The organism is Streptomyces sp. NPDC107654 (assembly GCF_055639035.1).
This window is the reverse complement of the sequence record NZ_JBVKBI010000008.1, coordinates 214,760-238,272: the sequence shown is the minus strand read 5'-3', so window position 1 is coordinate 238,272 and position 23,513 is coordinate 214,760. Positions and strand designations below refer to the sequence as shown.

Here is a 23,513-nt window from a genome sequence, read left to right as displayed (position 1 = left end):
GTCCTCAAGCGCGGGTCGCCCACACATAACGGTGTTCCGGGCGGCCCGCGTCGCCGTACTTGAGGGTCAGCCGGGCCCGGCCCGTGCGCTCCAGAAGCTTCAGGTACCGCTGGGCGGTCTGCCGGCTCACCCCGGTCCGCTCGGCGATCTCCTGGGCGGACAGGGGGCCGTCGGCGCTCAGCAGTGCCTGGCGCACCAGCTCGGCCGTCGTCGGGGAGTGCCCCTTGGGCAGCCCGGGCTCCGAGGAGGCGGACAGGGCGCCGAAGATGCGGTCGACCTCCGCCTGCTCGGCCTCGCCGCCGCCGTCCAGGGTGCGCCGCAGCTCGGCGTACGCCTCCAGCTTGGCCCGCAGACCGGCGAAGGCGAACGGCTTCACCAGGTACTGCAACGCCCCCTGCCGCATGGCCGCCTGCACGGTCGACACGTCCCGTGCCGCCGTCACCATGATCACATCGGTCTGGTGGCCGCGCCGGCGCATCTCCTGGACGACCGCGAGACCCGTGTCGTCGGGCAGGTAGTGGTCCATCAGCACGAGATCGAGCCGCGGCAGGCTCTCCACCAGGCGCAGCGCCTCGGCCGCGTTGTGGGCCTCGCCGGCCACCCGGAAGCCGGGCACCTTCTCGACGTAGGCGGCGTTCACGCGGGCGACGCGCGTGTCGTCGTCCACGACCAGGACCTCGATCATCGCGCCTCCTCCTCGGCGACGGCGGCGGTCTCCAAGGACACGTCGGACACGGCCGGTTCCCGTTCCGGCTCGGTCAGCGCCTCGGGCAGGACCACGGTGAACTCCGCGCCACCGCCGGCCGCCGTGCCCACGGTCGCGTGCCCGCCCTGCCGCTCGGCGAGCCGGCGCACCAGGGACAGCCCGATACCCCGCTTGCCGTGCGCCGGCGGCTTCTTGGTGGACCAGCCCTCCGTGAAGACCACCTCCCGCTGCTCCTCCGGGATACCGGGGCCCGTGTCGCGCACCCGCAGGACGACCGTGCGGCCCTCCGCGCGCAACTCGACCTCCACGCGCGCGTGCGGGGTGCCCGCGACCGCGTCGAGGGCGTTGTCCACGAGGTTGCCCACGACCGTCACCAGCCCCCGGGGGTCGATCAGACGGTCCGGAAGCCGGGTCCGCTCCGACACCCACAGGGCGACCCCGCGCTCGGCCGCCACCGTCGCCTTGCCGACCAGCAGCGCGGCGAGCAGCGGGTCCTGGATCTTCTCGGTGACCTGCTCGGCGGTGGCCCGGTGGTCCCCGACCACCTCGCCGACGAACTCCACGGCGTCGTCGTACATCTCCAGCTCCAGCAGCCCCAGCAGGGTGTGCATGCGGTTGGCGTGCTCGTGGTCCTGGGCGCGCAGGGCGTCGATCAGCCCGCGTGTGGAATCGAGTTCGCGCCCCAGCTGCTCCAGTTCCGTGCGGTCGCGCAGGGTGGCCACGGCGCCGCCGTCCCCGGTGGGCATGCGGTTGGCGACCAGGACGCGCTGGCCGCGCACGGTGAGCAGGTCGGTGCCGGTCACCCGTCCTGCCAGCACATCCGTCGTGCGGCCCGCGCCGAGCGCCTCGTCGGGGCTCCGCCCGACGGCCTCGTCGCCGATGCCCAGCAGCCGTCGCGCCTCGTCGTTGAGCAGCCGGACGCGACCGGTCCGGTCGAGCGCGACCACGCCCTCCCGGATGCCGTGCAGCATCGCCTCGCGTTCGGCGAGCAGCGCGGAGATGTCGGAGAAGGCCAGGTCCCGGGTCTGCCGCTGGACCCGGCGCGAGATCAGCCAGGCGGCCAGCGCGCCCACCGCGAGTGCGCCCCCGGCGTACGCGAACAGCCCCGGGATCGCGCTGATCAGCCGTGCCCGGACGCTGTCGTAGGCGATGCCGACCGAGACCGCGCCGACGATGTGGTGGCCCGCGTCGTACAGCGGCACCTTGCCGCGTGCCGAGCGCCCCAGGGTGCCCCTGTCGATCTCCATGACCTCCTGGCCGCCGAGGGCGTCGGTGGGGTCGGTGGAGACGCGGCGGCCGATCTCCGAGGGCGTGGGGTGCGACCAGCGCACCCAGTCTCGGTTCAGCACCACGATGTACTCGGCGTGGGTGGCCCGCCGGATCCGTTCGGCCTCCCGCTGCACCGGGCCGTTCCTGGACGGCGGTGTGGTGGCGACACCCTCGGCGATCTGCGGGTCCTGGGCGGTGGTCTCGGCGATGGCCAGCGCGCGGCGCATCGCCTCCTGGTCCAGCTGCTTGCTCAGCGGGGCGAGGAAGAGCCCGGTCGCGAGCACCGCGACTCCCGCCGCGATCGCCACCTGCATCAGCAGCACCTGCGAGAACATCCGCCGGGGCAGTCCGAGGCGCAGTCGGCGGGCGGGGGGAGTGGGGCTCATACCCACGACGGTACGTGGGCCGTCCGCAGGCGCCCCAGCGGGTGTGGTGTGGATCTCTTGATCCACCTGTTGATCGATGAGGGGAGGCGCGTGCCGTCCGGCTAGCTCGCCAGCGCCGTCGGCCTCAGCTCGCGTACCTCGACCACGTCCATCCGCGCCGGCGCGCCGAGCGCGGTCGCGCCACAGCTCTCCGGGCGGGGCGGCAACGACGCCCCCTGCGCCACGGTGACCCGCCACCGGCGGCCGTCGGTGTGGCCGACGGTGACCTCCCAGCGCGGAGCCGCGCCGTCGGTCCGTGCGACGCTGAGCACACCGGTCCGGTACTCCTGCGCGGCCGACCGCACGGCCAGCTCCGCCGCCTGGCCGGGCCGCTCCCACGCGGAACACCCCCGGCACCCCTCCACGACCACACGCCCCTCCCGCACGCCCTGCAGAGCCTCCTTGACGGTGTGCGCCTCGGCACGGCCGTAGGCGTAGCCGTACGGCAGCACGAGCACCGTCGGCGCGAAGCGATGTCCACCCAGATGGGTGACCTCCCAGACGCCGCGCACCCCGGAGGAGACCAGCTCGGTGGCGAGGGGGCGGCCGAGCAGGGCACAGCAGCGGTCGCGCTTGCCGTTGGTGCACACGAGCGCCAGCGGGTCGCCCTGGTGCGGTCGTCCGTCGAGCACCGCGCCGAAGGAACGGTGGTCGCCGCTCCCGAGGCCGGCGAAGTCCAGGTCGAGCAGCCGCCGCGGATCACGGGTGGTGGCGCTGTGCAGCCACACGCGTCCCGGAACGGTGTGTGCGGCGTACACCTGCCGGATCGGGGGCGTGCCGGGGTCCGCATGGCGCCCGGGATGCCGGATGAGCGCGATCCGCACGCCGGTCCCGTCGGCGGCGGCCTCCAGGGCCCGGCCCAGCGCGGGGTCCAGGTGGCTGGAGATCAGCGCCCTGGCACCCCACGGGCCGGGCTGTTCCAGCAGCAGCCACGTCGTCGCCGTGGCAGCCGTACCGGAGATCGGCTCGTCGAGGCTCCGGGAGACGGTCGCACACCTACTCACAGAGGTGAGCCTAACCTGAGTTCCCCCAGGGCGACTTCCGGCCCCTGCCGTGTCCTACTCCGGGAGGGTTTGGGGCGGGCGCGCACCGACGTAGTGGCCACTGGGGCGCATGCGCAGCGGGCGCTCGCCGTACTCCTCCAGGGCGTGGGCGATCCAGCCCGCGGTCCGGGCGACCGCGAAGATCGTCTCCCCGGCCGTGGCCGGCATGCCGGAGGACGCGGTGAACACCGCCAGGGCCAGGTCCACGTTGGCGTGCAGCGGGGTGTGCCGGGCGGTGGTGGCGACGATGTCCCGGGCCGCCAGCAGCGCGGACTCCGCGCCCGGGATCTGCTCCAGGAGGCCGAACAGCACCCGCGCGCGGGGGTCCTCGCCCGTGTACAGCCGGTGGCCGAGGCCGGGCACGCGACGGCCCGCGCGCAGCTCGGCGGCGATCACCGGAACCGCCGTGCCCTGGTCGAGCACGTCCAGGAGCATCCGGTGGGCCAGGCCGCTGGCGGCGCCGTGCAGCGGCCCCTCCAGCACGCCGAGCCCCGCCGATACGGCCGCGTACGCGTGCGCCCGGGCCGATGCGGCGACGCGCACCGCCAGGGTGGAGGCGGCCAGGTCGTGGTCGGCGAGCAGCGCGAGCGCGGTGTCCAGCACGCGCAGGGAGGCCTCGTCGGCCGGGCGGCCGGTCAGCCGGTACCACAGGCGGTGGGCCAGCGGGCCGTCGTCCTGGCGCTGGTGCGCGGCCGGCGGCAGCGCGGCGACGAGGGTCGGGATGAGGATGCGCGCCGTGTTCAGCACGGCCTCCTCGGACAGGTCGAAGCGCAGCGGGTCCTCGGCCGCCGCGGCGATCGCCGCCACCCTCAGCCGGTCGACGGGGGAGGCGTGCTCGGACAGGGCGCCCACGGCGCGCCGGGCGACCTCGACGGTGTCCTCGGGCGCGGCGAAACCCACCCCGGGGGCCGGCCGGCCCGTCCAGAGCCACTCGGCGACCTCCTCGTAGGAGTGACGGGTGGCCAGTTCGACGGCGTCGACTCCCCGGTAGTAGTACCGGTCCTGGTCGATCAGCGTGATCCGGGTGCGGACGGACAGGTCTCCGCCGGACCCCGGAGTCCCGGCAGCCTCCCGCCGGTTGCGGCGGGCGAGGGCCTCGACCTCGGCCGCCTCGAAGGTGCTGGCCCGGCCGCCGGGCTCGCGTCTGCTGCTGAGCAGGCCGCGGCTCACGTACGCGTAGACCGTCTCGGGCTTCACGCCGAGGAGTTCGGCGGTCTCCTTGGTGGTCAGCCGGCGCCCGGGACGGTGGGGAGCGGTGTCGTGATCGCGCATGGAGGTCACCGTAGTCGCCCTGCATACATGGACGCGTCTGTCTTGACGCAGTCAATGTTGATGTGAGCGAGTCGCTCATGGACGGCATGATCAATCGTGCGGAGAGGGTCACTCCGCCGCGTTTCTCCCGCTCCTATCCTGGTCCCCGGACACCGTGGGAGAGAGGGAAGAGGTCGTCACGTTGGGGAACAGCACGGGAGGCAGCGGCAGTCCGCGGCAGGTCCCGGTGATCGTGCTCGCCGGATTCCTGGGTTCCGGGAAGACCACACTGCTCAACCATCTGCTGCACCGCAGCGGAGGCAGCAGGATCGGGGCCATCGTCAACGACTTCGGGGCCATCGAGATCGACGCGATGGCCGTCGCGGGCGCCCTCGGCGACTCGACCGTCTCCCTCGGCAACGGCTGCCTGTGCTGTGCCGTCGACGCGAGCGAACTCGACCTCTACCTGGACCGGCTCGCCGCACCCGCCGCCGGCATCGACGTGATCGTCATCGAGGCGAGCGGGCTGGCCGAACCGCAGGAACTCGTGCGGATGGTCCTCGCCAGCGAGCACCCCGGCATCGTCTACGGCGGCCTGGTCGAGGTGGTCGACGCCGCCGAGTTCGACGAGACGCGGGCGAAGCACCCCGAGATCGACCGGCACCTCGCCCTCGCCGACCTGGTGGTCGTCAACAAGGTCGACCGCGCCGACGACGCCGACCGGACCCTGGGGATCGTCCGCTCGCTCACCGACCGCGCCGCCGTCGTCCCCGCCACCTACGGCCGCATCGACCCCGAATTCCTCTTCGACTGCCGCCCGAGCGAGGAACGCGTCGGGCAGCTGTCCTTCGACGACCTGCACGAGCACGGGCGGGAGGGACACGACCACGCCGGGCACCTGCACACCGGCTACGACAGCCTGTCCTTCACCTCGGACGTGCCGCTGGAGCCCCGTCGGCTCATGCGTTTCCTGGACAGCCGGCCCGAGGGGCTGTACCGGATCAAGGGGTACGTCGACTTCGGGCCGTACGACCCGCTCAACCGGTACGCCGTCCACGCCGTCGGCCGGTTCCTGCGCTTCTACCCGGAGCCCTGGACAGCCCGCGAGGCCCGCCTCACCCAGCTCGTGCTGATCGGCTCCGGCATCGACGCCGACACCCTCGGCAAGGAACTGCGGGGGTGCAGGGACAGCGCCCCACACGCCGACGAGCACGGCATGTGGGGCGTCCTGCGCTACGTACAGGGTCCCGACGAGGCGGAAGCCGACCTGGAGGATCCGCCCGCCTAGGACACGGGCCGCCCGCCTAGAGGACCGGGCCCGCCACCACGGACACCGTCTTCGGCAGCGACGTGCCCGAGCCGTCCCGGCGCGGGTCCACCTCCGGCAGCTCCACCGGAGTGCCGTTCTTCTGCGCGGCGAGCGCGGGCGTCGGGCCCGCCCAGGCCAGCGACAGGCAGTCCTCGCCCTTCAGGAACCGCTGGCAGCGCACACCGCCCGTGGCGCGGCCCTTGCGGGGGTACTGGTCGAACGGGGTCAGCTTGGCCGTCGTCTGCACCGAGTCGTCCAGCGTGCCGCGTGAGCCCGCCACCGTGAACACCACCGCGTCAACGGCCGGATCGACCGCCGTGAAGGAGATCACCTTCGCGCCCTCGGTGAGCTTGACGCCCGCCATACCGCCCGCCGGGCGGCCCTGCGGACGGACGATCGAGGCCTGGAAACGCAGCAGCTGCGCGTCGTCCGTGACGAACACCAGGTCCTCCTCGCCGGTGCGCAGCTCCACCGCGCCGACGATCCGGTCACCCTCCTTGAGGGTGATGACCTCCAACTCGTCCTTGTTGGACGGGTAGTCGGGTACCACCCGCTTGACGACACCCTGCTCGGTGCCGAGCGCCAGACCCGGGGACGACTCGTCCAGCGTGGTCAGGCAGACCACCGTCTCGTCGTCCTCCAGGGAGACGAACTCCGCCAGCGGGGCGCCTCCGGAGAGGTTCGGGGCCGTCGCCGACTCGGGCAGCTGCGGCAGATCGACCACGTTGATCCGCAGCAGCCGGCCCGCCGAGGTCACCGCGCCGATCACCCCGCGCGCGGTCGTCGGCACCGCCGAGACGATCACGTCGTGCTTGACGCGCTGGGCGGACGTCGCCTCCGGGAACGGGCCGGCGGTCGCCGTACGGGCCAGCAGCCCCGTCGAGGACAGCAGCACCCGGCACGGGTCGTCGGCCACCTGCAGCGGCACGGCGGCCACCGGGGCGGCTCCGGACTCCAGCAGGACCGTGCGCCGGTCGGTGCCGAACTTCTTCGCCACCGCGGCCAGTTCGGCCGAGACCAGCTTGCGCAGCTCCGTGTCCGACTCCAGGATCCGGGTCAGCTCCTCGATCTCCGCGGTGAGCCTGTCCTTCTCCGCCTCCAGCTCGATCCGGTCGTACTTGGTGAGCCGGCGCAGCGGCGTGTCGAGGATGTACTGCGTCTGCACCTCGCTCAGCGAGAAGCGCTCCATCAGGCGTTCCTTGGCCTGCGCGGAGTTCTCGCTGGACCGGATGATCCGGATGACCTCGTCGATGTCGACCAGCGCGGTCAGCAGGCCCTCGACCAGGTGCAGCCGGTCCCGCTTCTTGCCCCGGCGGAACTCGCTGCGGCGCCGGACCACCTCGAAGCGGTGGTCCAGGTAGACCTCCAGCAGCTCCTTCAGACCCAGGGTGAGCGGCTGGCCGTCGACCAGGGCGACGTTGTTGATGCCGAAGGACTCCTCCATGGGGGTCAGCTTGTACAGCTGCTCCAGGATCGCCTCCGGCACGAAGCCGTTCTTGATCTCGATGACCAGACGCAGGCCGTGCTCGCGGTCGGTGAGGTCCTTGACGTCGGCGATGCCCTGGACCTTCTTCGCGTTGACCAGATCCTTGATCTTCGCGATGACCTTCTCGGGGCCGACCGTGAACGGCAGTTCGGTGACGACCAGACCCTTGCGACGGGCCGTGACCGTCTCGATCGAGACCGTCGCGCGCATCTTGAAGGTGCCGCGACCGGTCGCGTACGCGTCCCGGATGCCGTCCAGGCCGACGACCCGGCCGCCCGTGGGCAGGTCGGGGCCCGGGACGTGCTTCATCAGCGCGTCCAGGTCGGCGTTCGGGAACCGGATGAGGTGGCGCGCGGCGTTGATCACCTCGCGCAGGTTGTGCGGCGGCATGTTCGTCGCCATGCCGACCGCGATGCCGGAGGAGCCGTTGACCAGCAGGTTCGGGAAGGCGGCGGGCAGCGCCACCGGCTCCTGCTCCTGGCCGTCGTAGTTCGGTGCGAAGTCGACCGTGTCCTCGTCGATCGACTCGGTCATCAGGCTCGTCGCCTCGGCCATCCGGCATTCGGTGTACCGCATGGCGGCGGGCGGGTCGTCGTTGCCCAGCGAGCCGAAGTTGCCGTGGCCGTCGACCAGCGGCACGCGCATGGAGAACGGCTGCGCCATGCGCACCAGGGCGTCGTAGATCGACGAGTCGCCGTGCGGGTGCAGCTTGCCCATGACCTCGCCGACGACACGCGCGCACTTCACGTAGCCGCGGTCGGGGCGCAGGCCCATCTCGTTCATCTGGTAGACGATCCGGCGGTGCACCGGCTTGAGGCCGTCACGGGCGTCCGGCAGGGCGCGCGAGTAGATGACCGAGTACGCGTACTCCAGGTAGGAGCCACGCATCTCGTCCACGACGTCGATGTCGAGGATCCTCTCCTCGAACGAATCGTCGGGCGGCGGGGTCTTCGTGCTGCGGCGGGCCATCGCTGCCGGCTCCTTGCTGAAAGGATGGACGGAACTGACGCGGACCATTGTGGACCGAGGCACTGACAACCCGTGCCGCGACCCGGTACCGGAGGATCGCCCGTCGCCCGTCGCCCGTCGCCCGTCGCCCGTCGCCCGTCGCCCGTCGCCCGGCACGCGGGGCCGCGCGCCGCGGCAGGCACCGGGCGCCGGTGAAGCGCGAGTCATCCGGGCCGGGCTGATGAGGCAGCGCGAGACACCCGGGCCGGGGCGCCGGAAGACATCCGCGACCGCGCCCCGACCACGGCCCTACCGCGCCCCGACCACAGCCCGACCGCGTCGGACCAGAGCAAGACCCGGCTTGACCGCGCCGACCCGGCCCTACCGGACCGCGACCCGACCCGACCCGGCCCGACCGGACCGCGACCCAACCCCGACCCGACCAGACCGAGAACCGGCTCGACCGCGACCGCGACCGCGACTCGACCCAAACCCGGCCCGACCCCGACCCGACCCCGACCCGCCCGGGCGCTCGGGCGCACCCCGGGATCCGCTGTGGGCGTACGTCCCGCGGGAACTTCGCGAAGCCCCCGCACGCTTTGCATACAGTGGCAGGACCGGCAGGAAAACAGCGGTTTCCATCAACCGCCTCCGCTCGCGAAGGGACGTACATGCCCATGGGTCACACGACCACAGCCGAGGCAGGCTCCGGAGGCCTGACAGCGACCGAGCACCGGCTGGCCAACGGTCTGCGCGTGGTGCTCTCCGAGGACCACCTGACCCCGGTGGCGGCGGTCTGCCTCTGGTACGACGTCGGCTCCCGCCACGAAGTCAAGGGGCGTACCGGCCTGGCTCACCTCTTCGAGCACCTGATGTTCCAGGGCTCCGCGCAGGTGAAGGGCAACGGCCACTTCGAGCTGGTGCAGGGCGCCGGCGGTTCGCTCAACGGCACCACCAGTTTCGAGCGCACCAACTACTTCGAGACCATGCCCGCCCACCAGCTGGAGCTGGCGCTCTGGCTGGAGGCCGACCGCATGGGCTCGCTGCTGGCCGCCCTGGACGACGAGTCCATGGAGAACCAGCGGGACGTCGTCAAGAACGAGCGCCGCCAGCGCTACGACCACGTGCCGTACGGCACCGCCTTCGAGAAGCTGACCGCCCTCTCCTACCCGGAGGGCCACCCCTACCACCACACGCCGATCGGCTCGATGGCGGACCTGGACGCGGCCACCCTGGAGGACGCCCGCCAGTTCTTCCGCACCTACTACGCGCCGAACAACGCGGTGCTCTCCGTGGTCGGTGACATCGACCCCCAGCAGACCCTCGCCTGGGTCGAGAAGTACTTCGGCTCCATCGCGTCCCACGACGGCAAGCCCGCCCCCCGCGACGGATCCCTCCCGGACGTCATCGGCGAGCAGAAGCGCGAGGTCGTCGTGGAGGAGGTCCCGGCACGCGCCCTGATGGCCGCCTACCGGCTCCCGCACGACGGCACGCGCGCGTGCGACGCGGCCGACCTCGCCCTGACCATCCTCGGCGGCGGCGAGTCCTCCCGCCTGTACAACCGGCTGGTGCGCCGCGACCGTACGGCCGTCGCGGCCGGTTTCGGCCTGCTGCGCCTGGCCGGCGCGCCCTCCATGGGCTGGCTGGACGTGAAGACCTCCGGTGACGTCGAGGTGCCCGTCATCGAGACCGCCATCGACGAGGAGCTGGCCCGGTTCGCCGCGGAGGGCCCCACGCCCGAGGAGATGGAGCGCGCCCAGGCCCAGCTGGAGCGCGAGTGGCTGGACCGGCTCGGCACGGTCGCCGGCCGCGCCGACGAACTGTGCCGGTACGCCGTCCTGTTCGGCGACCCGCAGCTCGCCCTGACCGCCGTCAACCGCGTCCTGGAGGTGACCCCGGAGGAGGTCCAGGAGGTGGCCAAGGCCCGTCTGCGGCCCGACAACCGCGCGGTCCTCGTCTACGAGCCGAAGTCCCCTGAGGCAGTCCCGGACGCCGGGGTTCCCGAGGACCCGGAGCAGGAAGCGACCGTGGAGGCGGGCCGCGACGAGACCGAGAACGAGGAGACGGCCAAGTGACCCAGCTCGCCACGATGGACTTCCACCCCCAGCCGCAGCCGGGCGAGGCCAGGCCGTGGGCGTTCCCGGCGCCCGAGCGCGGCACGCTCGACAACGGCCTGACCGTGCTGCGCTGCCACCGCCCGGGCCAGCAGGTCGTCGCCGTCGAGGTGCTGCTGGACGCGCCCCTGGACGCCGAGCCGGCCGGCCTGGACGGCGTCGCCACGATCATGGCGCGGGCCTTCTCCGAGGGCACCGACAAGCACTCCGCCGAGGAGTTCGCGGCCGAGCTGGAGCGTGCGGGGGCCACCCTGGACGCCCACGCCGACCACCCCGGCGTCCGGCTCGGCCTGGAGGTCCCGGCCTCCCGCCTGGCCAAGGGCCTCGGCCTGCTCGCCGACGCCCTGCGCGCGCCCGCCTTCGCCCCGGGCGAGGTCGAGCGGCTCGTCCGCAACCGCCTGGACGAGATCCCGCACGAGCTGGCCAACCCCGCCCGCCGCGCGGCCAAGGAACTCTCCAAGGAGTTGTTCCCGGCCACCTCGCGCATGTCCCGGCCGCGCCAGGGCACCGAGGAGACGGTCGAGAAGATCGACGCGGCGGCCGTGCGCGCCTTCTACGACCGTCATGTGCGGCCCGCCACGGCCACCGCGGTCGTCGTCGGCGACCTGACCGGCATCGACCTGGACGAGCTGCTCGGCGACACCCTGGGCGCCTGGACGGGCACCCCGGGCGAGCCCCGGCCGGTGCCGCCGGTGACCGCCGACGACACCGGGCGCGTGGTCATCGTGGACCGGCCCGGTGCCGTCCAGACGCAGCTGCTCATCGGCCGGATCGGTCCCGACCGGCACGACCGCGTCTGGCCCGCCCAGGTGCTCGGCACGTACTGCCTCGGCGGCACCCTCACCTCCCGCCTGGACCGCGTCCTGCGCGAGGAGAAGGGCTACACCTACGGCGTGCGCTCCTTCGGGCAGGTCCTCAGGTCCGCGCCCGACGGCACGGGCGCGGCGATGCTCGCCATCAGCGGCTCCGTGGACACGCCGAACACCGGCCCGGCGCTGGACGACCTGTGGAAGGTGCTGCGGACCGTCGCGGCGGAGGGCCTGACCGACGCCGAGCGGGACGTCGCCGTGCAGAACCTCGTCGGCGTGGCCCCGCTGAAGTACGAGACCGCGGCGGCCGTCGCGAGCACGCTGGCCGACCAGGTCGAGCAGCACCTGCCCGACGACTTCCAGGCGACGCTGTACCAGCAGCTGGCCGCCACGGGCACGGTGGAGGCCACCGCGGCCGTCGTGAACGCCTTCCCCGTGGACCGCCTGGTGACCGTCCTCGTCGGTGACGCTTCGCAGATCAAGGCGCCGGTGGAGGCGCTCGGCATCGGCGAAGTGACCGTGGTGGCGGCCGAGTAGCGCCGCGCGCGCGTGGGCCCTGGCGACCTACGGGTCGTCAGGGCCCCGCTGTTCCACTCGCTCCCTCAGATGCCCGTTTTGGGGCGGAGGTTGCCTGTCTGCCCTGTGGGATGCGCTACAAAAACCCGGATCCGTTTGAGGATTGAAAGCGGGCCGCCGTAGCGTCGTCCGGGCTGTTCGTCAGGCAGTGCGCCGCACCCGCGGCACCGGACAGTCATCGCCGAGTCCCCGTACGGCGCGAGCCAGGGGAGCCGGGGACCCACCGTCCCTGGGGTGAATCGGGCGCCCGCGCGGCTGCGAGGGGGCTCGTAGGAGACCTTCCTGCTCCGAACCCGTCAGCTAACCCGGTAGGCGAGAGGGAAGGAAAGGACCAGCCACTTCATGGCGTTCATGTGCGCCACCGGGAAGCATCGCAAGCCCGGCCGGGTCAAGCGGACCACGGCTCAGGCGGCCGGCGTCGCGGCCCTCACCACCACCGGTGTCATCGGCACCCTCGCCGCCTCCCCGGCGCTCGCCGCCGAGAACTCCGCGGAGCAGACCGGTCTCGTCCCCGTCCTCGCCGTGACCGAGGACGTCCCCGAGCAGATCGACGCGCAGGCCGCCGCCCAGCAGCAGGCCGCCGAGCAGAAGGCGGCCGAGGAGGCCGCGGCGAAGGCCGCCGCCAAGCGGGCCGAGGAGGTGCGGGCGGCCAAGGCCCGTGCCGCCCGCGAGGCGGAGCGCAAGCTGCTGAACACCTTCGTCGCCCCGATCGCGCACTCGTACGTCTCCACCGCCTACCAGGCCAGCAGTTCCCTGTGGTCCTCCGGCTCGCACACCGGCATCGACTTCCACGCGGCCAGCGGCACGGCCGTCCACGCGGTGGGTTCGGGCACGGTCGTCTCCACCGGCTGGGGCGGCGCGTACGGCAACCAGATCGTGATCCGGATGGCCGACGGCATGTACACCCAGTACGGGCACCTGTCGTCCATCGGCGTCACGGTGGGCCAGAAGGTCGTGCCGGGCCAGCAGATCGCCCTGTCCGGCGCCACCGGCAACGTCACCGGCCCGCACCTGCACTTCGAGGCGCGCACGTCCCCCGAGTACGGCTCGGACGTCGACCCCGTCGCCTACCTCCGCAGGCACGGCGTGAACATCTGACGCCACCGCACGGCTGTCCGAAGCCCCGGCTCATCGAGCCGGGGCTTTCGCCGTTCTTCACTGTGTCCGCCGGATGTGCTGACCAAAAAATATCCATGGATCGCCGCCCGCCGTCGGAAATTCCGGCTCATTGGAATAGAGTCACGGAAACACCCGTCCATCGTCGGCGTACACGTCTTTCGTCGGCGTTTCACGGGGATCGAGGCGGAGGTCGGTCATGCGTATTCCGGCGCATTCGGTGTGCACGGCGATCCGGGACGACATCGTCGCCGGCGTCCACGGGCGCGGCAGCCGGCTCACCGAGGAAGTCCTGGCCCGCCGGTACGGCGTCTCGCGCGTCCCCGTGCGCGAGGCCCTGCGGACCCTGGAGGCCGAGGGGTTCGTCGTGACGCGCCGGCACGCGGGCGCGTGCGTGGCCGAGCCGACCGAGCAGGAGGCAGCCGACCTGCTGGAGATGCGGATGCTGCTGGAGCCGCTGGGCGCCGCCCGGGCCGCCCGGCGGCGGACCGAGGCCCATCTGAAGGTGCTGCGCGGCCTGGTCCGGCTGGGGCAGGAGCGGGCCAGGAGGGGCGGCAGCGAGGATCTCCGCTCGCTGGGCGGCTGGTTCCACGAGACGCTCACCCAGGCCTGTGGCAGCCCCTCACTGACCTCCACGCTCACGCGGCTGCGGTACAAGATCGCCTGGATGTACACGGTGGAGGCGCCGAAGAGCCCCGTGGAGTCCTGGGCGGAGCACGGGGCGATCGTGGACGCGGTGGCACGCGGGGACGCCGAGCGCGCGCGGGCGCTCACGACCCTGCACGCCGAGCGGGCGGCGGACGCCCGTCGACTGCGCTTTTCGGTGGCGGCCGAGCGTGTGAGGACTTCGCAACACCCCGTACACACGTCGGGTTCGCGGCATTAACACGGGCGCCGTATACAAAGACAATGTATGTCCGGGCGGGGTGTTTCGGCTGCCCTTGTTTATCGCGCCCGGAATTAAGGAACCGGCCGAGCGCGTAAAATGGGCGGCGAATAGACGGAACGAAGGCCGGGCTGTGCCCGGATACGCCGAAGCCGCCCCGCCCCGAAAGGCGACGCGGCTCCGGTGCTCTGCGCGACGGCTCGCTCAGACGGTCTCGGGCAGCTCCTCCAGGCCCTCGGAGACCAGCTTGGCCAGACGGTCGAGGGCGGCGTCCGCGCCCTCGGCGTCGGAGGCGAGGACGATCTCCTCGCCACCCTGGGCACCCAGGCCCAGGACGGCCAGCATGGAGGCCGCGTTGACGGGGTTGCCCCCGGCCTTGGCGATCGTCACCGGGACGCCTGCGGCCGTGGCGGCTCGGACGAAGATGGAGGCGGGGCGGGCGTGGAGGCCCTCGGCCCAGCCGACGTTGACGCGGCGCTCAGCCATGTGTTGCTGCCCTTCGGTGTTCAGGGTTGTCTAGACCAGTTTCCCACATCGTGAAGCGTGCCCGGAGAGGACCCGCGTCCCCTCTCGGTGTGGCGCCGGACCGCGGCCTCGGTCCGGCTCCTCCGTCCCCCACAGACTGCCTCGCGCCGTTGTCGTACGCGAGCCGTACTCTGGGGCCCATGCAGACCTCGGCGGACCGGCAGGACCGGCACCAGTACCCCGCCCACTGGGAGGCGGACGTGGTGCTGCGCGACGGTGGCACCGCGCGCATCCGGCCCATCACCATCGATGACGCCGACCGCCTGGTCAGCTTCTACGAGCAGGTCTCGGACGAGTCGAAGTACTACCGCTTCTTCGCGCCGTACCCACGGCTCTCCGCCAAGGACGTCCACCGCTTCACGCACCACGACTTCGTGGACCGGGTGGGACTCGCGGCCACCATCGGCGGCGAGTTCATCGCCACCGTACGCTATGACCGCATCGGCACGGACGGGCTGCCCGCGTCCGCGCCCGCCGACGAGGCCGAGGTCGCCTTCCTGGTGCAGGACGCCCACCAGGGCCGCGGGGTCGCCTCCGCGCTGCTGGAGCACATCGCGGCCGTCGCGCGCGAGCGGGGCATCCGCCGTTTCGCCGCCGAGGTGCTGCCCGCCAACAACAAGATGATCAAGGTGTTCACGGACGCCGGCTACACCCAGAACCGCAGCTTCGAGGACGGCGTCGTCCGCCTGGAGTTCGACCTCGAACCCACCGACCGTTCCCTCGCCGTGCAGCACGCGCGGGAGCAGCGCGCCGAGGCCCGGTCGGTACGGCGGCTCCTCGCGCCCGGCTCCGTCGCCGTCGTCGGCGTCGGCCGTGCCCCCGGCGGAGTGGGCCGCGGCGTCCTCGGCAACATCCGCGACGCCGGCTACCCCGGCCGCCTGTACGCGGTGAACAAGGCCTTCCCCGAAGACCTCGAGGAGGTCGACGGGGTGCCCGCGCACCGCTCGGTGCGGGACATCGACGCGCCGGTCGACCTCGCCGTCGTCGCCGTACCGGCCGAGCACGTGCCCGCCGTGGTCGCCGAGTGCGGTGAACACGGCGTCCAGGGACTGGTCGTGCTCTCCGCCGGATACGCCGAGAGCGGGTCGGAGGGACGCGAGCGGCAGCGCGCCCTCGTGCGGGCCGCGCGCGCGTACGGCATGCGGATCATCGGCCCGAACGCCTTCGGGCTCATCAACACCGCCGCCGGCGTCCGGCTGAACGCCTCCCTCGCCCCCGAGATGCCCCGCCCCGGCCGCATCGGGCTGTTCGCCCAGTCCGGCGCCATCGGCATCGCCCTGCTGTCCCGGCTGCACCGGCGCGGCGGAGGGGTCACCGGCGTCACCGGCGTCTCCACGTTCGTGTCCGCCGGCAACCGCGCCGACGTCTCCGGCAACGACGTCCTGCAGTACTGGTACGACGACCCCGAGACCGACGTCGTCCTCATGTACCTGGAGTCCATCGGCAACCCCCGCAAGTTCACCCGCCTCGCCCGGCGGACGGCCGCGGCCAAGCCGCTCGTGGTGGTGCAGGGCACCGGCACGGCACCGCAGGGGCACGCGGTACGGGCGACGCGGCTGCCGTACGCGACCGTCTCCGCGCTGCTCCGGCAGGCCGGCGTGATCCGTGTCGACACGATCACCGAGCTGGTCGACGCGGGGCTGCTCCTCGCCCGCCAGCCGCTGCCCACGGGTCCGCGCGTGGCCATCCTCGGCAACTCCGAGTCGCTGGGCGTGCTGACCTACGACCGGTGCCTCGCCGAGGGGCTGAGGCCGGCCCGGCCGGTGGACCTGACGACCGGGGCGAGGCCGGAGGACTTCCACCGGGCGCTCGCCGCGGCGCTGGCCGACGACACGAACGACGCCGTCGTCGTGACGGCGATCCCCGCGATCGGCGAGGGCTCGCCGGAGGACGCCGAGCTGGCGGAGGCGCTGCGGTCGGCCGCCGCGGCGGTGCCGGGAAAGCCGGTGCTGGTGGTCCACGTGGAGCTGGGCGGACTGGCGGAGGCGCTGTCGGCCGCGGCGAGCACCGCACCCGGGGCCGTCGACAAGACACCCGGCACGGCGGAGGCGACGGCCCCGCCCACGCTGCCGACCCCTCCCGAGGGCACCCACCTCATCCCGGCCTACCCCGCCGCCGAACGTGCCGTCCGGGCCCTCGCCGAAGCCGTCAAGTACGCCGAGTGGCGGCGGGAGGCAGCCGATCCCGGGAAGGTGCCGGAGTTCGACGACATCGACGAGAAGGGGGCCGCCCGGCTGATCGGCGAGCTGCTCGCGCGCGGGGAGGGGCTCACCACCTCCGACGGGGAGACCTGCGATCTGCTCGGCCGGTACGGCATACCCGTGCGCCGCGCCCTGCCCGCGCCCACCCCGGACGCCGCCGTGGAGGCCGCCCGCACGCTCGGCTACCCGGTCGCCCTCAAGGCCACCGCCCCGCACCTGAGGCACCGAGCCGACCTGGGCGGCGTACGCCTGGACCTGGCGGACGAGGAGCAACTGCTGCGGGCGTACACCGAGTTGACCGAGCTGTTCGGGCAGCCGGAGGAGCTGCGACCGGTGGTGCAGGGCATGGCACCGCGCGGGGTCGACACGGTCGTCCGCGCGGTGATCGATCCGGCGGCCGGCGCCGTGCTGTCCTTCGGCCTGGCCGGTGCCGCCTCGCAACTGCTCGGCGACATGGCCCACCGGCTGGTCCCCGTCACCGACCGGGAGGCGACCTCGCTCGTGCGGTCGATCCGGACGGCACCGCTGCTGTTCGGCTGGCGCGGCTCCACACCGGTGGACACCCCGGCCCTGGAGGACCTGCTGCTGCGGGTGTCCCGGCTGGTCGACGACCACCCGGAGGTGGTCGCGGTCACCCTGGAGCCGGTCGTCGTCGCCCCGCACGGAGTCAGCGTGCTCGGTGCCACGGTGCGTCTCGCACCGCCCCCCGCCCGCGACGACCTCGGCCCACGGACCCTGCCGGCCTACTGAGCGGACCCGGGGGAGTCCGGGGGAGCCCGGGGGAGGGGGAGCGCATGGAGATCGCCGGACGGAAGCTGCCCGAGGGCAGCTGGTGGGACTGGGAGATCACCGCCTGCGACGCGGGGCGGCTGTGCCTCGCCGCCGGGTACGACCTCACCTGCCACCACGGCCTCGAAGTGATCTTCACCGACCCGCTGTTCGTCTCCTGCCCGCCGGCCTTCCGGGACCCCGCCTTCCGCCCGCCCACCCCCACGGAGACCGAGCGTCTCGCGCGGGTCCTGGGGGAGGCCGCGCCCCTCGTCGTCGCGTTCGAGGCGGACGCCGGCGGCCGGGAGCCCGTCTCCTGCCTGATCGCCGCCGAGGCGTTGGCCGTCCGCCCGGGGCTCGTGCGCAGGCACCCGCCCGCGGGCACACAGGCGCCTCCCGGTCCGCGCGACTGGCCCGGACCCCCCTTGCCCACGGATTAGGATGGACGCCATGGCCAAGACCAGTACGACGACCCAGGGGCTGCGCGCGGCGATCGAGCGCAGCGGCTACTACCCGGCCCTCGTGGCCGAGGCGGTGGAGGCCGCCGTGGGCGGCGAGCCCGTCCGGTCGTACCTGGTCCACCAGGAGACCACCTTCGACCAGAACGAGGTGCGGCGGCATGTGACCGTCCTGGTGCTCACCGGCAACCGCTTCATCGTCAGCCACACCGACGAGCAGGCCGCCGACAGCACCTCCCCGACGCCGTACGCCACCACCTCCACCGAGTCCGTGAAGCTCGACCGGATCTCCTCGGTCGTGGTCAGCCGGGTGGTCGCCAACCCCGAGCAGTACAAGCCGGGCACGCTGCCCCGCGAGGTCGTGCTCACCATCGGCTGGGGCGCCGTCAACCGCATCGACCTGGAGCCCGCCGCCTGCGGCGACCCCAACTGCGACGCCGACCACGGCTACACGGGCAGCTCGACGGCGGACGACCTCAGCCTGCGCGTCAGCGAGGCCGGGGACGGCCCGGAGACGGTGCGCCAGGCGCTCGCCTTCGCGCAGTCCATCTCGGAGGCGACCGCGGACCTCACCCGCTGATGTCCCAGCTCTCCGCCTGGGATCATCCGGAACCCCTCGCCCTCGACACCGCCCCGCTGCCCGAGTACGGCACCGGCTCCCTCGCCGACCTGCTGCCCACCCTGGCCGCCGGCATGGGCGTCCCCGGCCTGACCGCCACGATCGGGGAGCTGACCCCCGCCGACCGGGTCTGCGTCTTCCTGGTCGACGGGCTCGGCTGGGAGCAGCTCAGGGCACACCCGGACGAGGCCCCCTTCCTGAACTCGCTGCTCGGCAGCTCGCGCGGTGGCACCGGCCGTCCGCTCACCGCCGGGTACCCGGCGACCACCGCGACCTCCCTCGCCTCCGTCGGCACCGGCCTGCCGCCCGGCGCCCACGGCCTGCCCGGCTACGCCGTGCGCAACCCGCAGACCGGCGAGCTGATGAACCAGCTCCGCTGGCAGCCGTACACGGACCCGCGCCCCTGGCAGCCGTACCCCACCGTCTTCCAGCTGGCCCACGAGGCCGGGGTGCACGCCGCCCAGGTGTCCTCGCCCGCCTTCGAGCACACCCCGCTCACCAAGGTCGCGCTCAGCGGCGGCAGCTTCCACGGCCGGCTCACCGGCGAGGACCGCATGGACCTGGCGGCCGAGCAACTGGCCGCCGGGGACCGCTCGCTGGTGTACACGTACTACTCCGAGCTGGACGGCGCCGGACACCGCTACGGCGTCGCCTCGGACACCTGGCGCGGCCAGCTCATGACCGTCGACCGGCTCGCCCAGCGCCTCGCGGAACAGCTGCCGCCGCGCAGCGCCCTCTACGTCACCGCCGACCACGGCATGGTCGACGTGCCGTTCGACGAGCAGCACCGCATCGACTTCGACGAGGACTGGGAACTGCGGGCCGGCGTCGCCCTGCTGGGCGGGGAGGGCCGGGCCCGGCACGTGTACGCGGTGCCGGGCGCCGGGAACGACGTGCTGACCGTCTGGCGCGAGGTGCTCGGGGAGCAGTTCTGGGTGGCCTCGCGCGACGAGGCGATCGCGGCCGGCTGGTTCGGGCCGCCCGGCGCGTGCGACGAGCGTGTGTACCCGCGGATCGGCGACGTGGTCGCCGCCGCGCACGACGACGTCCTGATCATCGCCTCCGAACGGGAGCCCAAGGAGTCCGCTCTGGTCGGCAACCACGGCTCGATGACCCCTGCCGAGCAACTGGTCCCGCTGCTCGAAGTACGTTCCTGACCCCTCCCCCCGTCCACCCCTGTCCTCCCCTGCAGAAAGGTCCTCGACGTCTCATGCCCGAGCTGGTGTTCTTCTCCGGAACCATGGACTGCGGGAAGTCGACGCTGGCTCTGCAGATCGAGCACAACCGCTCGGCGCGCGGGCTGGTCGGGATGATCTTCACCCGGGACGACCGGGCGGGCGAGGGCAAGCTGTCCTCCCGGCTGGGCCTGGTCACCGACGCGGTGGAGGTCGAGGACGGCCAGGACCTGTACGCCTACCTCGTGGACCATCTCTCGCAGGGCGGCCGGGCCGACTACGTCATCGCGGACGAGGCGCAGTTCCTCGCACCCGAGCAGATCGACCAGCTCGCCCGCGTGGTGGACGATCTCGACCTGGACGTCTTCGCCTTCGGCATCACCACCGACTTCCGCTCCAAGCTGTTCCCCGGTTCGCAGCGGCTGGTGGAGCTGGCCGACCGGATCGAGGTGCTCCAGGTGGAGGCGCTGTGCTGGTGCGGCGCCCGCGCCACGCACAACGCCCGCACGGTCGGCGGCGAGATGGTGGTCGAGGGCGCCCAGGTGGTCGTCGGCGACGTCAACCAGGCCGCGGGCGAGGTCGGCTACGAGGTGCTGTGCCGCCGCCACCACCGGCGCCGGATGACCGCCGCGTCGGCCCGTGCGGCGGCCCTCTCCCCGGACGTGCTGCCCGTCCCCGCCTCCTGACCCTCCCGGCTCCGTACGAGGCTCGGCGCGGGTCCTGGACCGGGTTCAGCGCGGGTCCTGGACCACCGAGAACTCCGCGCCCTCCGGGTCGGCCACCGACGCCACCCGCCCGTGCGGGCTGTCGTGGGCCGGCCGCAGGATCCGGCCGCCCAGGCCGGTGACCCGACGCAGCGTCTCTCCGATGTCGGCCACCTCGAAGTACGTCTCCCAGTGCGGCCCCCGGTCCCGCGGCAGGGCCTGGCCCATGCCGTGCAGTCCGGCCACCGGCCGGCCGCCGAGGCGCAGGGTCAGGCAGTCGAGGTCGGCGGGGACCAGCGGCTCCTCCGCGTAGCCGAAGACGCTCTTGTAGAACTTGGCGACGCTCTCCGTCTCGAAGGTGCGCAGCTCGTTCCAGACGGGCGTGCCGGGCACACCGGTGATCGCCGTGCCGAAATGCGCGGTGGCCTGCCAGATGCCGAACACCGCCCCGCAGGGATCCGCGGCGATGGCCATCCGCCCGGCCTCCGCGGCGTCCAGCGGGCCGACCGCCACCGTGCCGCCGCACTCCCGTACCGTGTCGGCCGTGTGGTCCACGTCGTCCGAGGCGAAGTACGGCGTCCAGGCGACCGGCAGCCGGCGGTCCGGCGGCAGCTGGCCCATGCCCGCCACCTCCCGTCCGTCCAGCAGCGCCCGCACATACGGGCCGAGCTGCTGCGGACCCGGCCGGAACTCCCAGCCGAACAGCTCACCGTAGAACTCCTCGGTGGTGTCCAGCGCGTGCACCATCAGGCTCACCCAGCAGGGCGTGCCGGGCACGCGCCGCGCGTGCGGACCGGCCGACTCCCGTGCCTCGGTCATCGATCACTCTCTTCTCGGCCCCTCGCGGTGGCCGTGTCGCTTCCACTCCCCGGAAGGGGTGTCCACGCCGCTGGCGCGTACGCCCGTGCCGGTACCCGCACCCTCCGCGGTGGCCCGGGGCCGTACCGCGCCGCTCGGCCGTTCCACAGGAGGATGCCCGATCTGCCGTCTTTCGCCGCTTGCTGACGAGGGCCGGCGGGGGTCCGTCGGCTGTACAGCACGTGCTCGATCCCGTACGCCTCGTGATCGAGCGTGTCCGGCCGAGCAGAGTAGCCGGACCTGGACGCCGCGGCCACCCCTGGCGTATGGATGGACGCCATGACAGCCATCATCACCGCATCCGAACTCGCACAGGAGCTGACCGGGGGCGCCCCGCCGGTGCTGCTGGACGTGCGCTGGCAGCTGAGCCTGGCGAAGGCGGCGGGCGCGCCCGCCTTCGACGGCCGGGCCGAGTACGAGGCCGGCCACATCCCCGGCGCGGTCTTCGTCGACCTGGACCGGGAGCTGGCCTCCGCGCCCGGGGCGCACGGCCGCCATCCGCTGCCCGACCTCGCGGAGTTCGGCGCCTCGATGCGCCGCGCGGGCGTGTCGGCCGGGCGGCCGGTCGTCGTGTACGACGGCGGACAGGGCTGGGCCGCCGCGCGCGCGTGGTGGCTGCTGCGCTGGACGGGTCACCCGGACGTGCGGGTGCTCGACGGCGGGTTGCCGTCCTGGGGAGGCGAACTGTCCACAGAGACACCCCTTCCGGCCGGGGGCGACTTCGTGCCCCGGCCCGCGGCCGCGGGGCTGCTGGACGCGGACGCGGCCGCGGCCCTGGCCCGTACGGGTGTGCTGCTGGACGCGCGCGCGGGGGAGCGGTACCGCGGCGAGGTGGAGCCGATCGACCGGGTCGGCGGGCACATCCCGGGCGCGGTCTCGGCTCCGACGACGGAGAACGTGGGCCCCGACGGCCGTTTCCTGCCCGCCGTGGAGCTGAGGGACCGTTTCAAGGCCCTGGGGGTGTCCGAGGACACCGAGGTGGGCGTGTACTGCGGTTCGGGCGTCTCCGGCGCCCACCAGGTCCTCGCGCTGGCGGTGGCGGGCATCCCGGCGGCCCTGTACGTGGGTTCCTGGTCCGAGTGGTCCTCGGATCCGTCCCGGCCGGTGGCGGTGGGGGCCGATCCGCAGTAGCGGGACTCCCCGTGGGAGGGGGCGCGTGCCCCCTCCCACGAAGAGCTACTCCTGCTTCTTGCGCCGGGTGCCGAACACGATCTCGTCCCAGCTCGGGACGGCGGCGCGGCGGCCGGGGCGGACGCCGTCGGCCTCCGCCTGCCGGTCGGTCGCGCCGACGAGCCGGTCGCGGTGGCTGCTGACCGAGCGCGGCATGAGGACGTCCGCGTAGGCGGAGCCGGCGGACGCGGCGGGCGCCGGCGGCTCCTCGGCGGCGGCCTCGTCGTCGGGCTCCTCCGAGGGCTCCGCCGGGCGTTCCGGGACCACCAGGTCGCCCCGGAAGCTCGGTACGGCCTCCAGCAGGCTGGTCAGCGAGTCACGCTCGCCCGAGCCGTCCTCCTCCGGTTCCGGCGACGGCGCGGGCAGGCCGGGCCGGTCGCGGTCGAGCCGTTCGAGCGCGCGGTCCATCGAGCGCTCACGCGGCAGCCGGGCGATGCGGGGGACGAACGGGAAGCTCGGCTCCGGCACGGCGAGGTCGTCGGACTCGCCGATCAGCGAGCGCGCCTCGTCGTCCACCGCCTGCACGAGCCGCCGGGGCGGGTCGTACGTCCAGCTCGCCGAGTGCGGTTCGCCCGCGACCCGGTAGACGAGGAGCACCTCCCAGGTGCCGTCGTCGCGGCGCCAGGAGTCCCACTGCACGGTGTCCTTCTCGGCACCGCGCAGCAGCAGGCGCTCCTGCACGGCCTCGCCGAGCAGCGGGCCGGAGTTCTCACCGGGGCGGCGGACCGGGGTCTTGCGGGCCCGCTCGGCCATGAAGGCGCGCTCAGCCAGCACCGGCCCCTCGAAGCGCCGTACCCGGTCGACGGGGATGCCGGCGAGCTGGGCGACCTCTTCCGCGGTGGCACCGGCTCGTATCCGCGCCTGGATGTCCCGCGGGCGCAGATGGCTCTCGACCTCGATCTCGATCTGGCCGAGACGTGGCCGGTCGCCGCGCACGGCGGCGCGCAGGCGTTCGTCGATCGGAAGCGTGTACTCCGTAGAGTCGGCAGCCTTCAGCACCAGTCGTGTGCCGTCATTCGAGACGGCCACGACACGCAGTTCGGGCATGGGGACCTCCCGGGTGGTGCCTGCCGACGTCACGTGCGTCGCTGCTTCCG

The 23,513-nt window shown here is 73.2% G+C and carries 19 protein-coding genes and 1 riboswitch; of the genes, 11 read left to right on the top strand and 8 right to left on the bottom strand.

The window, feature by feature from the left end; all coding sequences use genetic code 11:
* Window positions 1–4: 4 nt before the first annotated feature.
* The 4 genes from ACZ7N4_RS16990 to ACZ7N4_RS16975 all read right to left on the bottom strand — a co-directional run bounded on the left by ACZ7N4_RS16990 (window position 5) and on the right by ACZ7N4_RS16975 (window position 4,715).
* A complete protein-coding gene (locus tag ACZ7N4_RS16990) occupies window positions 5–685 on the bottom strand; it encodes a response regulator (RefSeq protein WP_471359085.1) in 681 nt (226 codons plus the stop codon).
* Window positions 682–2,361 carry an ATP-binding protein gene (locus tag ACZ7N4_RS16985; protein ID WP_471359084.1) on the bottom strand — a complete coding sequence of 560 codons (1,680 nt, stop codon included), beginning with the start codon at window positions 2,359–2,361 and terminating at the stop codon, window positions 682–684. Before ACZ7N4_RS16985 ends, ACZ7N4_RS16990 begins: the two co-directional genes overlap by 4 nt.
* A 101-nt stretch (window positions 2,362–2,462) precedes the next feature.
* Complete coding sequence (locus ACZ7N4_RS16980; RefSeq protein WP_471359082.1) at window positions 2,463–3,404, bottom strand: sucrase ferredoxin; 942 nt, start codon at window positions 3,402–3,404, stop codon at window positions 2,463–2,465.
* 54 nt (window positions 3,405–3,458) lie between these two features.
* Window positions 3,459–4,715: a citrate/2-methylcitrate synthase gene (locus ACZ7N4_RS16975; RefSeq protein ID WP_471359080.1), complete on the bottom strand. Its 1,257-nt coding sequence runs from the start codon at window positions 4,713–4,715 to the stop codon at window positions 3,459–3,461.
* Between the two features lie 181 nt (window positions 4,716–4,896).
* Between ACZ7N4_RS16975 and ACZ7N4_RS16970 the strand changes: the two genes are divergently transcribed.
* Window positions 4,897–5,982 (top strand): CobW family GTP-binding protein, encoded by a 1,086-nt coding sequence (locus ACZ7N4_RS16970; protein ID WP_471359170.1) that lies wholly within the window; start codon window positions 4,897–4,899, stop codon window positions 5,980–5,982.
* A gap of 16 nt (window positions 5,983–5,998) precedes the next feature.
* On the opposite strand, the gene ACZ7N4_RS16965 is transcribed toward ACZ7N4_RS16970, so the two are convergent.
* Complete coding sequence (locus ACZ7N4_RS16965; RefSeq protein WP_471359078.1) at window positions 5,999–8,458, bottom strand: DNA gyrase/topoisomerase IV subunit A; 2,460 nt, start codon at window positions 8,456–8,458, stop codon at window positions 5,999–6,001.
* A gap of 650 nt (window positions 8,459–9,108) precedes the next feature.
* On the opposite strand from ACZ7N4_RS16965, the gene ACZ7N4_RS16960 reads away from it, so the two are divergent.
* From ACZ7N4_RS16960 to ACZ7N4_RS16945, 4 genes are all read left to right on the top strand, one after another.
* On the top strand, window positions 9,109–10,512 hold the full coding sequence (locus tag ACZ7N4_RS16960) for a M16 family metallopeptidase (protein WP_471359076.1): 1,404 nt from the start codon (window positions 9,109–9,111) through the stop codon (window positions 10,510–10,512).
* Entirely contained in the window at window positions 10,509–11,897 is a 1,389-nt protein-coding gene (locus ACZ7N4_RS16955) for a M16 family metallopeptidase (protein WP_471359074.1), read from the top strand. The genes ACZ7N4_RS16960 and ACZ7N4_RS16955 overlap by 4 nt, the downstream gene beginning before the upstream one ends.
* A gap of 208 nt (window positions 11,898–12,105) precedes the next feature.
* A riboswitch (cyclic di-AMP (ydaO/yuaA leader) is annotated at window positions 12,106–12,266 on the top strand.
* A gap of 12 nt (window positions 12,267–12,278) precedes the next feature.
* The gene (locus tag ACZ7N4_RS16950; RefSeq protein ID WP_471359073.1) at window positions 12,279–13,034 is read left to right on the top strand and encodes a M23 family metallopeptidase; all 756 of its coding nucleotides are present in this window, start codon (window positions 12,279–12,281) and stop codon (window positions 13,032–13,034) included.
* A gap of 217 nt (window positions 13,035–13,251) precedes the next feature.
* Window positions 13,252–13,938, top strand: coding sequence for a GntR family transcriptional regulator (locus ACZ7N4_RS16945; protein WP_471359071.1), 687 nt, complete (start codon window positions 13,252–13,254; stop codon window positions 13,936–13,938).
* Window positions 13,939–14,142: 204 nt separating this feature from the next.
* Here the strand turns inward: ACZ7N4_RS16945 and ACZ7N4_RS16940 are convergent, their stop codons facing one another.
* A complete protein-coding gene (locus ACZ7N4_RS16940; RefSeq protein WP_014675499.1) occupies window positions 14,143–14,424 on the bottom strand; it encodes an HPr family phosphocarrier protein in 282 nt (93 codons plus the stop codon).
* Between the two features lie 179 nt (window positions 14,425–14,603).
* On the opposite strand from ACZ7N4_RS16940, the gene ACZ7N4_RS16935 reads away from it, so the two are divergent.
* The 5 genes from ACZ7N4_RS16935 to ACZ7N4_RS16915 are packed head-to-tail and all read left to right on the top strand — an operon-like array spanning window position 14,604 to window position 20,370.
* On the top strand, window positions 14,604–17,414 hold the full coding sequence (locus tag ACZ7N4_RS16935) for a bifunctional acetate--CoA ligase family protein/GNAT family N-acetyltransferase (protein ID WP_471359070.1): 2,811 nt from the start codon (window positions 14,604–14,606) through the stop codon (window positions 17,412–17,414).
* Between the two features lie 44 nt (window positions 17,415–17,458).
* The gene (locus tag ACZ7N4_RS16930; RefSeq protein ID WP_471359069.1) at window positions 17,459–17,872 is read left to right on the top strand and encodes a hypothetical protein; all 414 of its coding nucleotides are present in this window, start codon (window positions 17,459–17,461) and stop codon (window positions 17,870–17,872) included.
* A gap of 1 nt (window position 17,873) precedes the next feature.
* Window positions 17,874–18,470, top strand: coding sequence for a DUF5998 family protein (locus ACZ7N4_RS16925; RefSeq protein WP_189305084.1), 597 nt, complete (start codon window positions 17,874–17,876; stop codon window positions 18,468–18,470).
* A complete protein-coding gene (locus ACZ7N4_RS16920) occupies window positions 18,470–19,666 on the top strand; it encodes an alkaline phosphatase family protein (protein ID WP_471359067.1) in 1,197 nt (398 codons plus the stop codon). Before ACZ7N4_RS16925 ends, ACZ7N4_RS16920 begins: the two co-directional genes overlap by 1 nt.
* Window positions 19,667–19,719: 53 nt before the next feature.
* A complete protein-coding gene (locus tag ACZ7N4_RS16915; RefSeq protein WP_471359065.1) occupies window positions 19,720–20,370 on the top strand; it encodes a thymidine kinase in 651 nt (216 codons plus the stop codon).
* A 45-nt stretch (window positions 20,371–20,415) separates the two neighbouring features.
* Here the strand turns inward: ACZ7N4_RS16915 and ACZ7N4_RS16910 are convergent, their stop codons facing one another.
* Window positions 20,416–21,207: a VOC family protein gene (locus ACZ7N4_RS16910; protein WP_471359063.1), complete on the bottom strand. Its 792-nt coding sequence runs from the start codon at window positions 21,205–21,207 to the stop codon at window positions 20,416–20,418.
* Window positions 21,208–21,525: 318 nt separating this feature from the next.
* On the opposite strand from ACZ7N4_RS16910, the gene ACZ7N4_RS16905 reads away from it, so the two are divergent.
* Window positions 21,526–22,377 carry a sulfurtransferase gene (locus ACZ7N4_RS16905; RefSeq protein ID WP_471359062.1) on the top strand — a complete coding sequence of 284 codons (852 nt, stop codon included), beginning with the start codon at window positions 21,526–21,528 and terminating at the stop codon, window positions 22,375–22,377.
* A gap of 45 nt (window positions 22,378–22,422) precedes the next feature.
* On the opposite strand, the gene sepH is transcribed toward ACZ7N4_RS16905, so the two are convergent.
* Entirely contained in the window at window positions 22,423–23,463 is a 1,041-nt protein-coding gene (gene sepH / locus ACZ7N4_RS16900; RefSeq protein WP_471359061.1) for a septation protein SepH, read from the bottom strand.
* Window positions 23,464–23,513 lie beyond the last annotated feature (50 nt).

Excerpts from the sequence above, each read along its gene's own strand:
- ACZ7N4_RS16990 (WP_471359085.1), bottom strand. The coding sequence starts at position 685 with ATGATCGAGGTCCTGGTCGTGGACGACGACACGCGCGTCGCCCGCGTG.
- ACZ7N4_RS16985 (WP_471359084.1), bottom strand. The coding sequence starts at position 2,361 with ATGAGCCCCACTCCCCCCGCCCGCCGACTGCGCCTCGGACTGCCCCGG.
- ACZ7N4_RS16975 (WP_471359080.1), bottom strand. The coding sequence starts at position 4,715 with ATGCGCGATCACGACACCGCTCCCCACCGTCCCGGGCGCCGGCTGACC.
- ACZ7N4_RS16965 (WP_471359078.1), bottom strand. The coding sequence starts at position 8,458 with ATGGCCCGCCGCAGCACGAAGACCCCGCCGCCCGACGATTCGTTCGAG.
- ACZ7N4_RS16960 (WP_471359076.1), top strand. The coding sequence starts at position 9,109 with ATGCCCATGGGTCACACGACCACAGCCGAGGCAGGCTCCGGAGGCCTG.
- ACZ7N4_RS16950 (WP_471359073.1), top strand. The coding sequence starts at position 12,279 with ATGGCGTTCATGTGCGCCACCGGGAAGCATCGCAAGCCCGGCCGGGTC.
- ACZ7N4_RS16945 (WP_471359071.1), top strand. The coding sequence starts at position 13,252 with ATGCGTATTCCGGCGCATTCGGTGTGCACGGCGATCCGGGACGACATC.
- ACZ7N4_RS16940 (WP_014675499.1), bottom strand. The coding sequence starts at position 14,424 with ATGGCTGAGCGCCGCGTCAACGTCGGCTGGGCCGAGGGCCTCCACGCC.
- ACZ7N4_RS16935 (WP_471359070.1), top strand. The coding sequence starts at position 14,604 with ATGCAGACCTCGGCGGACCGGCAGGACCGGCACCAGTACCCCGCCCAC.
- ACZ7N4_RS16930 (WP_471359069.1), top strand. The coding sequence starts at position 17,459 with ATGGAGATCGCCGGACGGAAGCTGCCCGAGGGCAGCTGGTGGGACTGG.
- ACZ7N4_RS16925 (WP_189305084.1), top strand. The coding sequence starts at position 17,874 with ATGGACGCCATGGCCAAGACCAGTACGACGACCCAGGGGCTGCGCGCG.
- ACZ7N4_RS16920 (WP_471359067.1), top strand. The coding sequence starts at position 18,470 with ATGTCCCAGCTCTCCGCCTGGGATCATCCGGAACCCCTCGCCCTCGAC.
- ACZ7N4_RS16915 (WP_471359065.1), top strand. The coding sequence starts at position 19,720 with ATGCCCGAGCTGGTGTTCTTCTCCGGAACCATGGACTGCGGGAAGTCG.
- ACZ7N4_RS16910 (WP_471359063.1), bottom strand. The coding sequence starts at position 21,207 with ATGACCGAGGCACGGGAGTCGGCCGGTCCGCACGCGCGGCGCGTGCCC.
- ACZ7N4_RS16905 (WP_471359062.1), top strand. The coding sequence starts at position 21,526 with ATGACAGCCATCATCACCGCATCCGAACTCGCACAGGAGCTGACCGGG.
- sepH (WP_471359061.1), bottom strand. The coding sequence starts at position 23,463 with ATGCCCGAACTGCGTGTCGTGGCCGTCTCGAATGACGGCACACGACTG.